The 16,603-nt window shown below is 59.0% G+C and carries 13 protein-coding genes; 9 read left to right on the plus strand and 4 right to left on the minus strand.

Annotated elements, in window-relative coordinates:
• Positions 1-18: 18 nt before the first annotated feature.
• Positions 19-771 carry a fumarate/nitrate reduction transcriptional regulator Fnr gene (gene fnr, locus HK44_RS10430; RefSeq protein WP_019692805.1) on the minus strand — a complete coding sequence of 251 codons (753 nt, stop codon included), beginning with the start codon at positions 769-771 and terminating at the stop codon, positions 19-21.
• Between the two features lie 456 nt (positions 772-1,227).
• Between fnr and HK44_RS10435 the strand changes: the two genes are divergently transcribed.
• Entirely contained in the window at positions 1,228-3,603 is a 2,376-nt protein-coding gene (locus HK44_RS10435; protein WP_019692803.1) for a phosphoketolase family protein, read from the plus strand.
• Between the two features lie 60 nt (positions 3,604-3,663).
• Here the strand turns inward: HK44_RS10435 and HK44_RS10440 are convergent, their stop codons facing one another.
• Entirely contained in the window at positions 3,664-4,089 is a 426-nt protein-coding gene (locus HK44_RS10440) for a potassium channel family protein (protein WP_019692802.1), read from the minus strand.
• Positions 4,086-5,909, minus strand: a complete 1,824-nt coding sequence (gene ftsH, locus HK44_RS10445; RefSeq protein ID WP_019692801.1) for an ATP-dependent zinc metalloprotease FtsH — start codon at positions 5,907-5,909, stop codon at positions 4,086-4,088. Before ftsH ends, HK44_RS10440 begins: the two co-directional genes overlap by 4 nt.
• A 322-nt stretch (positions 5,910-6,231) precedes the next feature.
• On the opposite strand from ftsH, the gene HK44_RS10450 reads away from it, so the two are divergent.
• The 6 genes from HK44_RS10450 (at position 6,232) to HK44_RS10475 (ending at position 12,937) form a co-directional block, all read left to right on the plus strand.
• Positions 6,232-7,143 (plus strand): universal stress protein, encoded by a 912-nt coding sequence (locus tag HK44_RS10450; protein ID WP_019692800.1) that lies wholly within the window; start codon positions 6,232-6,234, stop codon positions 7,141-7,143.
• A 162-nt stretch (positions 7,144-7,305) separates the two neighbouring features.
• Entirely contained in the window at positions 7,306-7,938 is a 633-nt protein-coding gene (locus HK44_RS10455; protein WP_198424415.1) for an ABC transporter ATP-binding protein, read from the plus strand.
• A complete protein-coding gene (locus tag HK44_RS10460) occupies positions 7,935-8,822 on the plus strand; it encodes an efflux RND transporter periplasmic adaptor subunit (protein WP_019692798.1) in 888 nt (295 codons plus the stop codon). Before HK44_RS10455 ends, HK44_RS10460 begins: the two co-directional genes overlap by 4 nt.
• Before the next feature lie 65 nt (positions 8,823-8,887).
• Positions 8,888-10,315 carry an efflux transporter outer membrane subunit gene (locus HK44_RS10465; protein ID WP_198424416.1) on the plus strand — a complete coding sequence of 476 codons (1,428 nt, stop codon included), beginning with the start codon at positions 8,888-8,890 and terminating at the stop codon, positions 10,313-10,315.
• The gene (locus tag HK44_RS10470; protein WP_019692796.1) at positions 10,312-11,454 is read left to right on the plus strand and encodes an ABC transporter permease; all 1,143 of its coding nucleotides are present in this window, start codon (positions 10,312-10,314) and stop codon (positions 11,452-11,454) included. Before HK44_RS10465 ends, HK44_RS10470 begins: the two co-directional genes overlap by 4 nt.
• A 106-nt stretch (positions 11,455-11,560) precedes the next feature.
• Entirely contained in the window at positions 11,561-12,937 is a 1,377-nt protein-coding gene (locus HK44_RS10475; protein ID WP_019692795.1) for an MBL fold metallo-hydrolase RNA specificity domain-containing protein, read from the plus strand.
• A gap of 138 nt (positions 12,938-13,075) precedes the next feature.
• On the opposite strand, the gene HK44_RS10480 is transcribed toward HK44_RS10475, so the two are convergent.
• On the minus strand, positions 13,076-13,573 hold the full coding sequence (locus HK44_RS10480) for a BCAM0308 family protein (protein WP_019692794.1): 498 nt from the start codon (positions 13,571-13,573) through the stop codon (positions 13,076-13,078).
• Between the two features lie 331 nt (positions 13,574-13,904).
• Here HK44_RS10480 and groL point away from each other — a divergent pair, with 331 nt between their 5' ends.
• Both groL and HK44_RS10490 read left to right on the plus strand, forming a co-directional pair.
• The gene (gene groL, locus HK44_RS10485; RefSeq protein ID WP_019692793.1) at positions 13,905-15,521 is read left to right on the plus strand and encodes a chaperonin GroEL; all 1,617 of its coding nucleotides are present in this window, start codon (positions 13,905-13,907) and stop codon (positions 15,519-15,521) included.
• A gap of 171 nt (positions 15,522-15,692) precedes the next feature.
• The gene (locus HK44_RS10490) at positions 15,693-16,583 is read left to right on the plus strand and encodes a universal stress protein (protein ID WP_019692792.1); all 891 of its coding nucleotides are present in this window, start codon (positions 15,693-15,695) and stop codon (positions 16,581-16,583) included.
• Positions 16,584-16,603: the final 20 nt, after the last annotated feature.

The following is a 16,603-nucleotide window of genomic DNA, read 5'->3' on the forward strand; positions in this document are numbered from 1 at the left end:
TCAAAGGCATTCAGGCTGTCAAACTGGCGCGTTCCGATGGCAGCCAGTGACCAGCTGCTTGAGCCTGTCCATGTCGAGGATTGTGACGTTACGCCCCGAAATCTCGACCAGTGTCTGATCCCGCAGGTGGGCAATGCCTCGGCAGATGGTTTCCAGACGCAACCCCAGGTAGGAGCCGATCTCTTCGCGACGCATCTTCAGCACGAATTCCCTGGACGAATAACCGCGCAGGCTAAGCCGCTGCGACAGGTTCAGCAGAAAGGCCGCCAGTCGTTCGTCGGAGTTCATTTTGCCCATCAACATCAGCATGTCGTGATCGCGCACTATTTCGCGGCTTAGAAGTTTGTTCAGATTGTGCTGCAGTGTAGGCAGCTCCCGGGAAAGCTTCTCCAGCTGGGCGAAATGGATGGGACACACTTCGCTGTCCTCAAGAGCGAAAGCATTGCAGGTGTGCTGCTCTTCACTGATGGCGTCCAGGCCGAGCATCTCGCCGGGTATTTGAAAACCGGTGACTTGCTCGCGACCGTCGAGAGACAACACCGTGGTCTTGAAAGAACCGATGCGCACCGCGTAAAGCGAGCGCAATGAATCGCCCGTGCGATACAACGCTGCACCTTTTTTAACTTTTACGCGCTGGATGATCAGGGTGTCCAATTGCTCTACTTCCTGGTCGGTCAGGCCAATCGGCAGGCACAACTCCAGCACGCTGCAGTTGGCGCAAGCGGCTTTCAGGTAATGGGCGTGAACGGGGCGGAGGTCATACGGCGGCATTAAGCGTCCCTCTTTCGATGTATCAAGCATAGGCGCTGAAAGTCCGGTCAAACCCTTAATGCGGAAACCGGGTGCGTTTGTACGACGAACGGGGGAAGGGGCCACAGCAGATAATGCCTGTCAGTTAAGGCTCAAACCTGTGGGAGCGAGCCTGCTCGCGATAGCGGTGGGTCAGTCAACATTGATGTCGAATGTTATGCCGTCATCGTCGGAACGCCGCCCGGAGCCGGCTCGCTCCCACATGGATTGCGCCTGACTGACTGGCATTGGCCCCAGCAGATTCAGTGACAGAAAGTGCCGCGTTGACGCTCTCGCCTTCTCCTGTCCATAGAAGACGCGTTTGATGTAAATCAAGTCTTGAACCACCCAGACTCCCAGAATCGACAAATGCCCTGTCTGCAGTGCGGGCCTGCCATCGACGGCCGGCGCTGCTCCTTGTCTAGAGCGGAGCGCTTCATGAGCGATTTTCTGAGTGCCGATCAGCTGGAAGGTCTCGATGCCTATTGGCGAGCGTCCAATTACCTGGCGGTGGGTCAGATCTACCTAAAAGACAACCCGCTGATGAGCGTGCCTCTGACGCTGGAACATGTAAAACCGCGATTACTGGGGCATTGGGGAACAACGCCGGGACTGAATCTGATCTACGTGCACCTCAACCGCCTGATCACCTGCTACGACCTGAACATGATCTTCGTCACCGGTCCTGGACATGGTGGGCCGGCGATTGTGGCGCAGACCTATCTGGAAGGGACTTACACCGAATTCAATCCTTCAGTGGAGCAGAACCGTAACGGCCTGGTCCGTCTCTTTCGGCAATTTTCCTGGCCCTATGGGCTCTCCAGCCATGTCTCGGCGCAGATTCCAGGGTCGATCCATGAGGGCGGCGAACTGGGCTATTCCCTGGCCCATGCTTACGGCGCGGCCTTCGATAACCCGGACCTGATCGTGGCGTGCGTGATCGGCGACGGTGAGGCTGAAACGGGGACGCTGGCGGCCAGCTGGCACTCCAACAAGTTCCTTAACCCGGTGCGTGACGGGGCAGTCCTGCCGATTCTGCACCTCAATGGTTACAAGATCGCCAACCCCTCGGTGCTTTCCAGAATCAGCGAGGACGAACTGTCGGCCCTGATGTATGGCTACGGCTACGATCCGTATTTTGTCGAGGGTGACGAGCCTGAACAGGTTCATCAGGCGTTGGCCAGAACCCTGGACACGATGCTGTTGAAGATCCGCGAGATCCAGCGTGTTGCGCGCAAATACCCGCAGCCCCCGGTGCCGGAGCGTCCCCTTTGGCCAATGCTGGTGCTGCGTACGCCAAAGGGCTGGACAGGCCCCAAATTCGTCGATGGCCGGCGCATTGAAGGTACGTGTCGTGCGCATCAGGTGCCGCTGGCGGATTTCGGGCAGCCGACTCATGTGCGGCAACTGGAAGAGTGGCTCAGCAGCTATCGTCCGGATGAGCTGTTTGACGTTAATGGCGCCTTGTTACCCGAAGTTGCTGCACTGGCACCGACGGGGCATCGGCGAATGAGCGCCAATCCTCATGCCAATGGTGGCCTGCTGCTGCGGCCGCTGGATCTGCCGCGCTTCACTGAGTACGCGGTGAAACTGCCCGCGCCGGGCTGCCTGCGCGCAGAAGCGACCCGGGTGCTGGGGACGTTTCTGCGAGATGTAATGAAAAACAATCTGGCCTCAAGCAACTTCCGGTTGTTCGGCCCGGATGAAACCGCCTCGAACCGACTGGATGCGGTCTACGACGTCAGCGAAAAGGCCTGGATGGGCACCCTGGAGCCCGACGATATCGACCTGGCTGCCGAAGGCCGGGTGATGGAGATTCTGAGTGAGCAAGTGTGCGAGGGCTGGCTGGAAGGCTATTTATTGACGGGCCGGCATGGGCTGTTTTCCTGTTACGAGGCCTTCATTCACATCATCGACTCGATGTTCAATCAGCACGCCAAATGGCTGAAAACCGCCGCCGAAGTGCCTTGGCGCAAACCCGTGGCTTCGCTCAATTACCTGCTCACCTCGCATGTCTGGCGTCAGGACCACAACGGTTTTTCCCATCAGGACCCGGGGTTCATCGATCTGGTCGCGAACAAGAAGGCCGACGTGGTCCGGATCTACCTGCCGGCGGACGCCAACTGCCTGCTGTCGGTTGCCGATCACTGCCTGAGAAGTCGCAACTGCATCAACATCATCGTTGCCGGCAAACAACCGGAGTGGCAGTGGCTGGATATCGATTCGGCCATTCGTCATTGTCTGTGCGGTATCGGTCGATGGGACTGGGCCTGCCAGAACGATCATGACCCGGACGTGGTCATGGCCTGCGCCGGGGACGTCCCGACCCTGGAAACGCTGGCCGCCGTGACTTTGCTTCGCGAGTACGTGCCGGATCTGCGCGTCAGGGTGATCAACGTCGTCGATCTGATGGTGCTGCAACCGTCATTTCAGCATCCCCATGGTTTGCCGGACACGGCTTTCGATGAGCTGTTCACCGTCAACAAGCCCGTGATCTTTGCTTTCCACGGATACCCGGCACTGATTCACCGGTTGCTTTATAAGCGCAGCAATCATGAGCATTTTCATGTGCGCGGCTTCAAGGAGGAGGGAGCGACCACGACGCCGTTCGATATGGCGGTGCTCAACAACCTGGACCGTTATCAGCTGGCGCTGGATGTGATTGAACGGGTTCCCCGCCTGCACGACCAGATCGAAACCGCCCGGGCGCGTTACTGGGCAACGATGGAGAAACACAAGCTTTACCTCATCGAACACGGGCAGGACTTGCCCGAGGTGATGAACTGGCAATGGACGCCTGCGGCCGGTAGTTGAGGTCACTCAAGGCAATGGATGTTTCAGCTGTGGAGCCCTCGGGCTGATAAAGCAGTCAGCCTATTTGCTCTTCCAGTATTTCTGCATTTCGAGAAACAGAAAGGATGCCGTCCAGGTGATGAGCACCAGGCCGGTCAGTGCCTGCAACCCTGTCAGGTACTTGAGTTTGCCCACGGGTGAGATATCGCCAAAACCGATGGTGGTAAAGGTGGTGAAGGAGAAATACACGCAATCCATGAACGAGCCGTCAAAGTTGCCGTTCAGGCTGCCCCAGTCGCCGGAGCGCGCCATCAGGTAATAGGCCAGTGCAAAGCACCAGACTTCTGTCGCATGGGCCAGCATCGCGCCAAATACCCCGACGACAATTCTGAATCGACTCCAGGCCCTGAGCCTGGGGAGCCAGTCGTTCAGGCGTGACAGGCATTCGTAATGGATCACCACGGCAACGATGACCACCAGCGTATTGATCAGCGTGACCTCAATCATGGCGATCCATCGGGGGCGGCCTTGCGCGGTAGCAGCGGCGCAAACTCCTCTGGCGTCAGCGTTTCTTTTTCCAGCAGTAAATGAGCGCCGGCATCCAGGTCGGCCCGACGACTGTCGAGCAGTGCCTTGGCCCGGTTATAGGCTTCTTCGAGCAAGGCGCGGATGCCCAGGTCGATTTCCCGCGCGGTTTGTTCCGAATAGTCTTTCTGGCCAAGTCCGGCCATGTGCTCGCCCAAATAAGTAGGAGTTTGCCGTTCCAGTACCGATTGACCGAGTTCGGCACTCATGCCGAAACGGGTGATCAACTGTCGGGCGATGTCGGTCGCCCGGGTCAGGTCGTCGGCTGCACCTGTGGAAATCTGCCCATAGACGATGTACTCGGCGGCCCGACCGGCCATCAGTACGGCGATTCGGTCCTTGAGCGTCTGACAACTGATCAGGAAGTGATCCTCGGTCGGTCGCTGCAAGGTGTAACCCAGCGAGCCGATGGAGCGGGGGATGATCGAGACTTTGTGCACCGGATCCATCCCGGGCAAGGTGCTAGCGGCCAGGGCATGGCCCATTTCGTGGTAAGCCACCACCAGGCGCTCGTCCGGCCGTAACAGGCTGCTCTTGCGTTCGACCCCCGCGACGATGCGTTCCACCGCCGCCGTGAAATCGTCGAGGTTGACGGTCTCGCCTCCCCGGCGGGTGGCCACGATGGCGGCTTCGTTGATCAGGTTCGCCAGGTCCGCACCGGTGAAGCCGGTGGTGATTTCGGCGATACGTTCGGCGTCGATGTCGGGCGCTACGGTGATTTTTTTCAGATGGACCTTGAGGATGGCCAGTCGGCCTTTTCGGTCGGGACGGTCGATCACCAGTTGACGGTCGAAACGACCGGCCCGCAGCAGCGCAGGGTCGAGGACTTCCGGCCGGTTGGTCGCCGCCAGCAGGACCACACCTTCGCGCGGGTCGAAACCGTCCAGTTCGGCCAGCAGCTGGTTGAGGGTCTGCTCTTTTTCGTCATTGCCGCCAAATGCACCGACACCGCGCATTTTGCCCAGGGCATCGAGTTCGTCGATGAAAATAATGCACGGTGCCGCCTGCCGCGCTTGCTCAAACAAGTCGCGCACTCGAGCGGCGCCGACACCGACGAACATTTCGACGAATTCGGAACCGGAAATCGAGAAAAACGGCACGCCGGCTTCACCGGCGATCGCCTTGGCCACCAGGGTCTTGCCGGTGCCCGGTGGGCCGACCAGCAAGGTGCCCTTGGGAATATGCGCTCCCAGGCGTGCATATTTGGCCTTGTCCTTCAGGAACGAGACGATTTCCACCAGCTCGGCCTTGGCTTCATCGATGCCCGCGACATCGGCGAAGGTCACCCCGGTATCACGCTCGACAAACACTTTGGCCCGCGACTTGCCGACGTTCATCAGTCCGCCAAGGCCCTGTTTTTCGGCCATGCCGCGGAACAGGAAATGCCAGAGCACCATGATCATGGCAAAGGGCAGCAACCAGCCCAGCAGCGCGTTCAGCAGTGTGTTTTCGCTGATGCCGGAAAAGCCGACGCCTGACTGGGCCAATTCAGTCGCCAGCGTAGGGTCGACCCGCACGGTGGTGAACAGGTCGTGGCCGTCGATGGGTTCTTGCAGCTTGCCGCTGATCTGCTCCTTCTCGACCCGCAACTCGCTGACCTTATGTTCGCCCAGCAGCTGCAGGAACTGACTGTAAGGGATGTTCTGCACTGAATGGCGTTCAACCAAAAAAAGCTGAGCGAGCGCAAGAACCAGAAAGGTGATGGCGAAGTAGGAAAGGTTCCACTGGTGATTCTTCTTCATGGCCTTGGCTCAAGGGATAAGGGGGCACGATGCGTGGCGGTTCAATCCTTAACCCCCATGGGCATTTGAATAGAATTTTAGACGTCACCCGCTCGAACGCCGGGTTTTACGCTTTCCTCTGAGCTGACAGTCCCGGGACCTCTTGTCTTGAGCGCATGACGACAGTTTTTTGTGATTTTTATCAACCCCGGCCAGCAGCTGCCCGCTCACTATCGACATTAACCAGAGAGGGTGTTCGTCGATCCGTTTGCTGATGGAAGGCCGGCACAGGACTGCAGCCCATCAGGTTCAACTGACCAAGCATCTGCCGACGAGGTGTGTGATGTTCGAAATTCGCCGTTTACTGCTGATCGCTCCGAGCGAAATGTCCCGTACCCCCGCGTTTGATCGGGCGGAATCCCTGGCGAGAGCGACAGGCGCGATGCTGCACATCGTGGCGTTCGATTATGTCGAAGCGCTGGCGGTCGCTGGCCTGTTTGACCATCAGGCCATGGCGCAGGCGCGCGAGGGATATTTGCAGGTGCACCGTCACTGGCTTGAGCAGCAGGCCAGGTTTGGGCAATGCAAAGGCCTGCACGTGACCACCGAAGTGGTTTGGGCCAAACCGGGTATCGAGGAGATGTTGGAGTACGTGAACGACTTCGGGGCAGACATCGTGATCAAGGATGTACAGCACGTCTCGGCATTTCAACGGGTTTTCTACAGGCCTCTGGACTGGCTGTTACTGCGCGACTGTCCAGCCCCCTTGCACCTGGTCACCGATGCCAGAAACCCGTTGCCCTTGAAAATACTGGCGGCTATCGACCTTTCCCATCTTGAAGAACTGACGCAGGGTCTGAATGACCGGATCCTCGATATTGCTTCGAAGCTGGCCTTGTCCTCTGGGGCGAAGTTGCACCTGCTCAATGTCAGCGGCTGGATTGTCAACGGCGACTCCGGTGTGAACCTGCAATACCTGACCATGCGGGAAAGCTTGAGAGACGCGGTCAGCGATGCCCAGATTGAAGCCTTTGATACGCTTGCTGAACGCTATGAGATTCCAGAGGCGAAACGGCATCTGTTGACCGGAGTCCCGCACAAGATGATCGAGCGTTTTGCGGCGAGTAATGCATTCGACATGATTGTGATGGGCACCGTGCACTATCGGGGCGTTAACGTATTTCTCGGCAGTACCGCCGAGAACACCCTGAACCGGGCTCCCTGCAGTCTGATGATCATCAAGCCGCCGTCTTGATGGCGTCCAGCGGTGGCGATGTTCGATAACTGCCAGTGCCCTTGGAGCACCGGTCGATCGGGAGCAGAAGCGCTCATGAGTTCGGATCAAACGGGTTCTGCCGAGCATCCGGCGATTGATTCGAGCGGCCTGACCAAATGGTTCGGGGAAGGAGACGCACGAATGAAAGCTGTCGATCAGGTCGCACTGGTCGCACAGTTTGGCGAAATGGTGTTCATCGTCGGCCCGTCAGGGAGCGGCAAGACCACGCTGCTGAGCATGATCTCCGGCATTCTGCGGCCGGATGCCGGTACGGTGAAGATCAATGGCAATGACATCTGGAGCCTGAGCACCGATCAGCTGGCAGAGTTACGCCTCAATAACATCGGCTTCGTGTTTCAGGACTATCACCTGTTTGCCCGGCTGACCGCTGCCGAGAACGTCGCGATTCCCTTGATCCTCAAGCATTATGATTGGGACGACGCCATTGCGCAGGCGAAGCAGAGCCTGGAAGTGGTCGGCCTCAAGGATCGCGGCGACATTCTGCCGGTCAAGCTGTCCGGCGGCGAACAACAGCGGGTGGCGATTGCCCGGGCGATCATTGGCAGCCCGCAGTTATTGATTCTCGACGAGCCCACCGCGTCCCTCGACGGTGACACCGGGAAGATGATCATTGCCTTCGTGAAGTCGAATATTCTCAACCGGCAGCGCTGCATTCTGATCGTCACTCACGATGCGCGGATCAACGAGTACGCTGACCGCATCATTCACATGGAAGATGGCCGCATCAGCGAAGCCGATCGGACCTCGCCATGAAGAACCGGGTGCTGTTTGTGCTGGCGGTCATCGGCGTATTGGCCGGGGTGGTCGCCGCCTACCTGCTCGGACGTACGCCCCACGCATTGCCGCCAGCCTTCGCCCCGGCGAGCAGCCCTTATGAAACCGCCATTTATGCGAATGGGATTATCGAAAGCGAGCAGTCCGGCGGTTCCAACATCGTGATTTATCCACAGGTTTCCGGGCCGATCACTCAAGTGCTGGTGCAAGAAGGGCAGGCAGTCACCCGCGGTACGCCCCTGGTGACCATCGATGACGCCTTGCCCCGGGCAAACTTCGAATTGGCGCAAGCCAGTCTGAAAACCGCTCAGGACCAATACACCAAGCGCCTGGCGTCCTACGGGATTGATCCCAGGTCCATCAGCAAGGACACGCTGGACACCGCAAAAGATACCGCGGCCCAGGCACAGGCGGCGCTCAAGGCTGCGAATGCCTCGCTTGCGCAATATGCGATCAAGGCGCCGGTGGATGGCGTGGTCCTGGCGATCAATACCACCGTAGGCAGTTATGTGTCGCCGCAAGGCGCCTATGACCCGTATATCCAGCAATTCAGCCCGTTGCTGGTGATGAGCGCTGAACAGACTCATCTGGCGGTACGCTGCTATGTGGACGAGATCCTGATTGCCCGCTTGCCGACGCCCGAACATATTCGTGCCCAGATGTTGATCCATGGCTCGGATATCAAGGTGCCGCTGGAGTTCGTTCGTGTGCAGCCGTACGTGTCGCCGAAAATCCAGTTGTCCAATCAGCGTCAGGAGAAAGTCGACCTCAGGGTGTTGCCGGTGGTTTTCCGGTTCGAGAAAAAAGACCTCCCGATGGTGTATCCGGGGCAGTTGGTGGATGTCTTCATAGGACAGAAATGATGTGCCAGTCCCGCGTCCATCGACCTCTGCGATTCCATGCCCGGGTGCTCCCCGCGATTATTCTGATGGCAATGAGCGCTTGCACGGTGGGCCCGAATTTTTCGCGGCCACCAGCGCCGTCGCAGAGCGGTTACACCCGCAATCCGGCGACAACGACCGTCGCGGCGCAGGGCCAGGCGCAGCACTTTTTGCCGGGGGCGGAAGTGGCGCCTGACTGGTGGCGGTTGTTCAAGTCTGCCTCTCTGGATGCGGTGGTTCGCCAGGCGATTGCCAACAACCAGACCTTGCAGGCTGCCGAAGCCAGCCTGCGGCAAAGCCGGGACACACTCATGGCCGGTTATGGGGTTTTCTATCCGCATCTGGATCTTCACGCAGGCGCGACCCGCGAACGCAATGCTCCGCTCCAGCAAGGGCTGACGACGGGAGGGACGATCTTCAACGTTGTAACCCTGAGCGGCACAATCAGTTACACCCTCGATGTCTTTGGCGGACAGCGTCGAACGGTGGAAGGCCTGCAAGCCGAGGTCGACCATCAAGCCTGGCTGACCCATGCGGCTTACCTCACCCTGACCGCCAATGTCGTCAACACCGCTATCGCCCGTGCCGGCTATGTCGCGCAAAGGCGCGCCACAGAGCAGTTGATTGCGCTGCAAAAACAACAGCTTCGGACCACCGAGGTCCAGGTCCGCAGTGGTACGGCGCCTTATTCGGCGGTCCTCAGTTTGCGCAGCCTGATTGCCAGCAATGAGGCCTTGTTGCCGGCGCTGGAACAGAAAATCAGCCAGGCCGAGCATTTGCTCGCTACCCTCGAAGGCGTCGTACCCACCGATGTCAGGCTCCCTGACATCGAGTTGACAGGTCTTTCGCTGCCCACCGATTTGCCGGTCAGTCTGCCCTCGAGGCTAGTCCGGCAGCGGCCGGATATTTTGTCCGCAGAAGCGCAGCTACACCGGGCCAGTGCCAACATCGGGGTGGCAACGGCGGCGATGTTTCCCAGTTTCAATCTGACCGGGACCTATGGTGCAGCCGGCTCGAACCTGGGGTCATTGTTTGCGAGTGCCGGGCGGTTCTGGAGCGTTGGCCCCTCCATCGATATCCCGTTGTTCCAGGGTGGTAGCCTGTGGTTTGGCCGTAACGCCGCGATCGATGCCTATCAGCAGGCGGCGGCGAATTATCGGCAAACCGTGCTCGAGTCTTTCGCGCAGGTCGCCGATGCCCTCAAGGCCCTGGAGTTCGATGCACAGGCGCTGCAAAAGCAGGCCGAGGCGCAGGCTACTGCCGAAGAGGCGCTGCGTTTGCTGCAAGCCAACTACCGATCAGGCCTGGTGACCTATCTGGATCTGCTGGCGGCCGATGTGCAACTGCATCAGGTCAACATTGCCTATCTGCAAGCACTTGCCCAGCGTCATCAGGACACCGTCGGGCTGTTCGTCGCACTGGGTGGCGGCTGGTGGAACACCCCGCCCCCGGCGGGTAGCAGGCAGACACCATGAAACACTCGGGCATCCTGCGGATCGGCTTCAAGCTGCTGGTCAACGACAAGGCCAAGTTTTCGGCGTTGCTGGTGGGGATTACGTTCTCGGTGTTCCTGATGATGCAGGTGACCGCACTGTTTGCCGGGATTCTCAACCGGGCCTACTCGACGGTGACCAATATCGGTGCGGCGATGTGGATCATGGACCCGGCCGTGAACACCCCGACCAGTGTCATCCCGCTGCCGGATTATCTGCTCGATGCCGTACGCAGCATGGAGCAGGTTAGCTACGCGGTGCCTGTATTCATTGGCGGTGCCCAGGTCAGACTGGCCAGTGGCACCTATCAGGCGGTCAGTGTGATAGGTCTCGACGACACCAGCCTGTTCGGTCGCCCAGAGCTTGAGCAGGGTTCTATCGAAGACATTTACGCCGACAACGCGTTCATCATGGTCCACGATGCCGAATTTTCGAAACTGGATAATCCGCGGATAGGCACTTCCTTCGAGCTCAATGACCACCGCGGCACCATCGTCGCCATCGCCAAGGTCCTGACCAGCGGATTGACCGGCATACCGACGCTCTACACCACCTACCGGCGCGCCATCGAATACATTCCGACCACCCGCTTCACGGTGTCTTACATTCTGCTGGAGCCCAGGAGCAAGGCCGCAGAGGCTGCAATCAAGCAACAGGTTGCGCAGCTGGGCTATGTCGCCTTGACCCGGGGAGAGTTCAACCAGCGGATTACCGATTACTACATCTACCAGACCGGGGTCGGCACCAACATATTGACGATGACGGTGATCAGTTTCGTGGTCGGGTTATCCATCTCCGGTCAAACGTTCTACACCTTCATTCTGGAAAACCTCGACAAGTTCGCGGCCCTCAAGGCCATCGGCGCCAAGGGCCGCGAACTGATCTACATGATCCTCTTCATGGCGACGTTCACCTGTTTGACGGGGTACGGGCTGGGGGTGGGCCTGGTCACGTTGATGATCTTCACGGTGCGCACCTATCTGCCCAATTACGCAGCGATGATTACGTTCTGGAACCTGGGGCTGGCGTTTGGCCTGGTGCTGTTGATCGCCGGGGTTTCCAGTTACGTGGGCATACGTAAGGTGCTGAAAATCGAGCCATTCGATATTTTCAGGGGCTGAGTCTTGAGGATAGGGCGCCAGCCCGGCTGCAATTGACAAAAATCAAGTGCCGGGAGACGCAAAGGGGGGATCAATAGCGTACCCATCAGTGTTCAAGGAGACGGGCATGCGAATGACATTTCTCGGAGCGGCTGGCACGGTCACGGGCAGCAAGTACCTGCTGGAACATCACGACAAACATGTGTTGATCGATTGCGGCCTGTTCCAGGGCTACAAACAGCTGCGCCTGCACAACTGGGACCCTTTTCATCTGCCGGTTCGCGATCTGGAGGCGATCGTTCTGACCCATGCTCACCTGGATCACAGCGGCTACCTGCCGGTGTTGGTGCGCAACGGCTATCGCGGCCCGGTCTATGCCACGCCCGCGACCTGTGAACTGGTGAAGATCCTGTTGCTCGACAGTGGCCGCCTGCAGGAAGAGGAGGCCGAATACGCCAACCGCCATGGCTTCTCCAAACACGATCCGGCCTTGCCGCTGTACACCGAACAGGACGCGCACAGGGCCCTGAAGCTGTTGCGGCCACTGGAGTTGCACCATTGGGTCGACATTGCTCCGGGGATCAGCATCCAGTTGCGCTGTGCCGGGCACATCCTTGGTGCGGCCACCGTGGAAGTGCTTGCCGAAGGCATTAGCCTGGTGTTTTCCGGGGACTTGGGGCGGCCGAATGATCCGTTGATGTTCACCCCGGAAACCATCGAACAGGCGGACTATCTGCTGGTGGAGTCGACCTACGGCGACCGTCAGCACCCCGTCGAGTCCCCGGAGGAGCAACTGGCCGAGGTCATCAACCGCACGGCACTGCGCCACGGCATTACCCTGGTGCCTTCATTCGCGGTCGGGCGTGCGCAACTGCTGATGTATCACCTCTATCGCCTGAAACAGAAGAAGGCGATCCCCGACCTGCCGATCTACCTCAACAGCCCCATGGCCACCGATGTCACGCGCTTGTACCAGCGTTTTCGCAGTGAGCACCGGCTGTCGCTGGAGGAATGCGAAGGCATGTGCCATGCCGCGCATTTCGTGCGTTCGGTCAGAGATTCCATAGACCTTGACCAACAGCGCACCCCCGCGGTGATTATTGCTGCCAGCGGCATGGCCACCGGCGGGCGGGTGCTTCACCACCTCAAGGCGCTGGCGCCCAACCCGCTCAATACGCTGCTGGTTCCCGGTTTCCAGGCAGGGGGAACTCGCGGTGCACAGATCGTCGCCGGTGCGCCATCGGTGCGGATTCATGGCAAGGACGTGCCGATTCGGGCTGAAGTGGTGCCCATGGGGACCTTGTCCGCGCATGCCGACGGGGATGAAATCATGCAGTGGTTACGGGGCTTCAAGCGGCCACCGAAACACACCTATGTCGTGCACGGAGAGCCCAATGCATCGGATGTGCTGCGCCGTCGCATCAGCCTGGAGCTGGGCTGGTCGGTCTCGGTGCCGGAGTACCGTGACAGCGTTGAGCTGACGGGCGTTCCGGCCCCGGCCTGAAATCCTGACGATCCAAAGCCCCTTGCCGGTGTTGCGGCAAGGGGCCTTCAGCCAACAGCTTTCACTTGGTGACGGATGTTCTGGGTACGCAACCTTTGCTGCCTGGTTTTCTGACTGTCGTCATCAGCCGGTTTCTCTTTACTCGTCACGTGTCCAGCTGACGTTCAACTGATATTGATCATCACCATAATGGTAATTTGCGTGGCCTTTGAAAGCGCCTGTCAGTGCATGACCCAAACGGTTGGCGAGATGGATACCGGTGGTGGTCACGACCAGAGCACCCCCTGAGTCGCTCAGCTTGATGAGGCGCTCCAGGGCATGATCGGCTTTTTCCTTTTTCTCGGTGTTTTCGATCAGGTTGATGATTTCGTTTCGATGCTCAAGCAGGAATTTACCGGACAGCGTTAGCGTACCCGCCGGCATGTTGTCATTGATGCGCCGACAGGCCGGGCAGGTCACCGTTTCGGCATCAGGGATCACCGTGTTTTCAGGCAGCTTCCAGGTCCAGTTACCGGCCTGATAAAGCGCGCCACAGGTCGAGCAGATGGCCGAGCCTGCGACTCGCTGCAATAAATAGGGGTCATGGGCGGGAGTCTTGAACAGTTGGTTTTTTTGACTGAGCTGATATTTGTCCATGACCTGTTCCTCGCAAATGAGAAGGATAAAAACTGCGCACCCAGCCCTGTTTTCAGATCGATTTTTACCGACAGTGCCCGCTGACAGAACCGTGGAACTCACGGATTCATTTGGCCGCGACTGGTTGTTGTACAGGTTGATTTTTGTCAACTGGGGGCCATTGGCTGACGGTCAATCATCTGGAGTCGGTGCGCGAAATGCGCGCGCATGCAAGTACCTGTGACGGCCCCGCGACGTCGTGACTTTGTTGATAAAAATCAACGTCGCGTGAGCCATTTCATGGAAGCTGCAAGTACCTGCCTGTTGCAGAGTGACTTGGGAGAGCAACCTGATGGCTCACAGTAAAATTCTGTTTCGTGCCGCCGCTCGCGAGAAAATCCTCTGCGGTGCCACACAACTGGCGGACGCTGTCCGTGTGACCCTTGGGCCCAAATCGAAATCAGTGTTGATTCAGAACAAATGGGGTCATCCGACGGTCTGCAACGACGGCGTGACGATTGCCAAACGAATCGACCTGCAAGACCCCGAGGAGGGGCTGGGTGCCCAGATGCTGCGTCAGGCGGCGGAACGTACCGGCGATGCGGTAGGGGATGGGACCAGCACGGCAACGGTGCTGGCCCATGCAATCCTGGCCGACGGCATACGCAACGTCGTCGCCGGTGCCAGTGCGATCGATTTGAAGCGCGGCCTGGACCGAGGGCTGTTGCTGGTCGTGCAATCGCTGGCAGCCCAATCGCGTCCGGTCAGTACCCCCAGGGAAAAGGCCCAGGTGGCCACGCTTTCGGCGCATAACGATGCGGTTATCGGCCAGCTGGTTGCAGACGCCCTGGAAAAGGTCGGCGTTGAAGGCGTGGTCAGTGTCGAGGAGTCCAAGACCACCGAAACAGTGGTCGAGGTAATGGAAGGAATGCGTTTTGACCGTGGTTATGTCTCGCCGTATTTCGTGACGGATACCGAGAAAATGCAGGTTGAGCTCGATGATGCCTACCTGCTGCTCTGTGACCATAAGATCGGCATGCTCAAAGACCTGCTGCCACTGCTTGAGTTGATCGCCAAAAGTGGCCAGCCACTGGTTCTGATTGCCGACGACATAGAGGGCGAGGCGCTGACCACGCTGGTCGTCAACCAGATCCGTGGCGTATTGCGCGCGGTGGCGATCAAGGCCCCCGGCTTCGGTGATCGACGCAAGGAAATGCTCCAGGACATTGCCGTCCTGACCGGGGCAACGGTGGTCTCCAGTGAGCTGGGCATCAGTCTTGAACAGGTGGACTTGAGCCAGTTGGGACGAGCGCATCGCGTCGTGGTGCAAAAAGACAGCACGGCGCTGATCGGCGGCGCCGGTCAACGCGAGGCGATTGAGGCGCGCCTGCAACAGATCCGCGTGCAAATGGACGCGACTACCAGCGATTACGACCGCGAAAAACTCCAGGAACGACTGGCCAGGCTGTCGGGCGGTGTCGCGGTGATCCGGGTCGGAGCGCCTTCCGAGGCCGAGATGAAGGCGCGCAAGGATGCGCTGGATGATGCCATTTCGGCGACTCGGGCGGCGATTGCCGAGGGCATCGTTCCGGGTGGCGGGCTGGCATTGCTCAAGGCTGTACCGATTATCGCGGCCGAGGAGGCCGGTTATGAAGGCGATGCCAAAACCGGTTTGCAGATACTTCGCCGAGCGCTCGAAGCGCCGGCCCGGGTGATCGCGGAAAACTCGGCGGTGGATGCCGGCGTGGTCGTTGCCCGTATGCTGGCGGAACCGGGGAATATTGGCTTCGATGCGTCAGCCAATGTCTATGTGGACATGTATGAAGCCGGCATCATCGATCCGACCAAGGTGGTGCGTATCGCGCTGGAAAATGCCGTTTCAGTCGCCAGTATCCTGCTGCTGACCGAGGCGACCCTGACCGATATTCCGGAAAAGGAATCACCTGCCCAGCCACCGTTTCCCGAATGACGCGCACACCGGGCGGCGGTGCGCGGTGACTTGATATAAATCAAGATCAAGCAGGCTTCAGGGGAGGACGCTGAGTTGACGCTGGTGCTTGATCCAGCGAGGACGCAATGGCTGACCACCGGCAAGGGGCAGCGGCAGGCGTCGAAGCCCAACCTGTCTGGAGTTCAGATCATGAGCCAGTATCAACGGTTATTACTGATCATCAACCCGGCCCAGCGCCATTCCCCTGCGATACACCATGCCGCGGCCCTGGCCAAGGCCAGCGGAGCGAGCTTGCATATTGCTGCGTTAATACAATCGCTGGACATTCTTGCACTGCTTGAAGAAGGCATCAGGGAAAAGGCTCGGCAGAGTTACCTCCAGGACCATAGCGATTGGCTCAAGGATCAGGCACAAAAGATGCGCGGCAGGGGGATCGAGGTGACCACCGAGGTGGCGTGGGCCGATGACATGCAGCAGGCAATCCTTGATCACGTCAGCGAAATGCAGCCCAACCTGCTGATCAAGCAAGTGCAACATGAGCCAGCGCTCAAGCGCGCATTCTTCACCCCTCTGGACTGGCACTTGCTGCGCCACTGCCCGATACCGATGTATCTGGTGGGCGCGAGTGGTCATGCCTTGCCGCGCAAGGTGGTGGCAGCGGTTGACTCGTCAGATACCGAGTCTTCGAGCAGTGAACTCAATGACCGGATCATCCTGCAGGCCAACAGCCTTGCGCTGCAGTGCAATGCCGAGTTGCATCTGTTGTATGCCTGTGACATTTCGGCGGCCTATCTCGGCGATATGGGTGGCGGCGGGCTGACACTGGCGGACCTTACCCGGGAACTGCGCAGAGAACTGGAAAAGTCATTCCTGCGCTTGGCCGGTCGATTCGGTGTGCCCTCTGACCGTCGACATTTCATCATGGGGAGCCCGGTCTCGGCGTTGAGTGAGTTTGCCGACGAGCAACAGGTGGATGTGATCGTGATGGGCAGAGTCCAATCCCACGGGCTGGAAAAACTGCTCGGCAGTACGACGGAACATATCCTGTATCAGGTGCCTTGCAGCGTTCTCGCGGTCTAGGGGCTGTGGCGTGTTGCGTC

The sequence above is a fragment of the Pseudomonas fluorescens HK44 genome (assembly GCF_000217955.3).
GTDB lineage: Bacteria > Pseudomonadota > Gammaproteobacteria > Pseudomonadales > Pseudomonadaceae > Aquipseudomonas > Aquipseudomonas fluorescens_AQ.

Excerpts from the sequence above, each read along its gene's own strand:
- HK44_RS10455 (WP_198424415.1), top strand. The coding sequence starts at position 7,306 with ATGAAAGCTGTCGATCAGGTCGCACTGGTCGCACAGTTTGGCGAAATG.
- fnr (WP_019692805.1), bottom strand. The coding sequence starts at position 771 with ATGCCGCCGTATGACCTCCGCCCCGTTCACGCCCATTACCTGAAAGCC.
- HK44_RS10490 (WP_019692792.1), top strand. The coding sequence starts at position 15,693 with ATGAGCCAGTATCAACGGTTATTACTGATCATCAACCCGGCCCAGCGC.
- HK44_RS10470 (WP_019692796.1), top strand. The coding sequence starts at position 10,312 with ATGAAACACTCGGGCATCCTGCGGATCGGCTTCAAGCTGCTGGTCAAC.
- HK44_RS10440 (WP_019692802.1), bottom strand. The coding sequence starts at position 4,089 with ATGATTGAGGTCACGCTGATCAATACGCTGGTGGTCATCGTTGCCGTG.
- HK44_RS10460 (WP_019692798.1), top strand. The coding sequence starts at position 7,935 with ATGAAGAACCGGGTGCTGTTTGTGCTGGCGGTCATCGGCGTATTGGCC.
- HK44_RS10435 (WP_019692803.1), top strand. The coding sequence starts at position 1,228 with ATGAGCGATTTTCTGAGTGCCGATCAGCTGGAAGGTCTCGATGCCTAT.
- groL (WP_019692793.1), top strand. The coding sequence starts at position 13,905 with ATGGCTCACAGTAAAATTCTGTTTCGTGCCGCCGCTCGCGAGAAAATC.
- HK44_RS10475 (WP_019692795.1), top strand. The coding sequence starts at position 11,561 with ATGCGAATGACATTTCTCGGAGCGGCTGGCACGGTCACGGGCAGCAAG.
- HK44_RS10480 (WP_019692794.1), bottom strand. The coding sequence starts at position 13,573 with ATGGACAAATATCAGCTCAGTCAAAAAAACCAACTGTTCAAGACTCCC.
- HK44_RS10465 (WP_198424416.1), top strand. The coding sequence starts at position 8,888 with ATGGCAATGAGCGCTTGCACGGTGGGCCCGAATTTTTCGCGGCCACCA.
- ftsH (WP_019692801.1), bottom strand. The coding sequence starts at position 5,909 with ATGAAGAAGAATCACCAGTGGAACCTTTCCTACTTCGCCATCACCTTT.
- HK44_RS10450 (WP_019692800.1), top strand. The coding sequence starts at position 6,232 with ATGTTCGAAATTCGCCGTTTACTGCTGATCGCTCCGAGCGAAATGTCC.